This is a genomic window from Pseudomonas californiensis, from assembly GCF_021147775.1.
GTDB lineage: Bacteria > Pseudomonadota > Gammaproteobacteria > Pseudomonadales > Pseudomonadaceae > Aquipseudomonas > Aquipseudomonas californiensis.
In genome coordinates, this window is sequence record NZ_JAGTPK010000115.1 from 1 (window position 1) to 1405 (window position 1405).

Annotated in this window: 1 protein-coding gene; it reads left to right on the plus strand. The window is 62.6% G+C overall.

Going from position 1 to position 1405, the window contains the following annotated elements; genetic code table 11:
- Window positions 1–1405, plus strand: a 1405-nt coding sequence (locus KDX37_RS29130) for an amino acid adenylation domain-containing protein (RefSeq protein ID WP_231656627.1), incomplete at both ends; no start/stop codon positions are given.

Genomic DNA, 1405 nt, shown 5'->3' on the forward strand with positions numbered 1-1405 from the left:
CTGGTCTACGGCACTCAGCGCTTGAGCTACGCCGAACTGGACGCCCGCGCCAATCAACTCGCCCATTGGCTGCAAGGTCAGGGCGTAGCGCCGGACGTGCCAGTCGCCGTTTCTGCCGAGCGCTCGGTGGAGCTGGTCGTCGCGCTGTTGGGCGTGATCAAGGCCGGTGGTGCGTATCTACCGCTGGACCCGGACCATCCGCGTGATCGCCTGCAAGGCATGCTCGCCGACAGCGGCAGCCCGTTGTTGCTGACCCAGACGCATTTGCTGGATACATGGGCAGGCGATGTGGGTGTGCCGGTGCATGCGCTGGAAAACCTGCCGTTGGGCATCCAGCCGCAGACTGCGCCAGTCGTTGATATCGGCCCGGAAAACCTCGTCTATTGCCTGTACACCTCAGGTTCGACCGGCAAGCCGAAAGCCGTTGGCAATCGCCACGCCGGTCTGCTCAATCGCCTGCAATGGATGCAGGCTGAATACGGTTTGACCGCCGATGACCGCGTGCTGCAAAAAACGCCGTACAGCTTCGACGTGTCAGTCTGGGAATTCTTTTGGCCGTTGCTCAGCGGTGCGGCGCTGGTCATGGCGCCGCCCGGCGCGCACCGCGATCCGCAATTGCTCCGCGAGCTGATCGTCGAGCACGGCATCACCACGCTGCACTTTGTGCCTTCGATGCTTCAGGCGTTTGTGTCGGCTGACGAGTTGTCAGCCTGCACTTCGCTCAAACGCATCATCTGCAGCGGCGAAGCTCTGCCTGCTGAGCTGCAACGCCAGGTACTGGCGCAAACCGCCAGCGAACTGCACAACCTATACGGCCCAACCGAAGCGGCCATCGACGTCACGTCATGGGCATGTCGCGACGACGGCAGCAGCGTGCCGATTGGCCGTCCGATTGCCAACACACAGATTCATATCCTCGATGCGGACCTTAATCCTGTCCCGGTAGGCGTGGCAGGCGAGCTGTACATCGCGGGCGTCAATCTGGCTCGGGGTTACCTGGCGCGTCCATCGCTGACCGCCGAACGCTTCGTCGCCAACCCTTATGGCAAGCCCGGCGAACGCATGTACCGCAGTGGCGATCTGGCCCGCTGGCGTGCCGATGGCGCCATCGACTACCTCGGTCGCCTTGATCACCAGGTCAAGCTGCGCGGCTTGCGTATCGAACTGGGTGAAATCGAAGCGGTATTGCTGGCCCATGAAAACGTGCAGGAAAGCGTGGTCATTGCCCGTGACGACAAACTGATCGGCTATTGGGTGGGCGATGCGACCGCAGAGGAAGCCCTCAAGGCGCACCTGGCCCAACACGTGCCCGAATACATGGTGCCGTGGCGCCTGGTGCAACTCGATGCCATGCCGTTGTCGGCGAACGGCAAGCTGGACCGCAAGCTGTTGCCGCAGCCGGAAG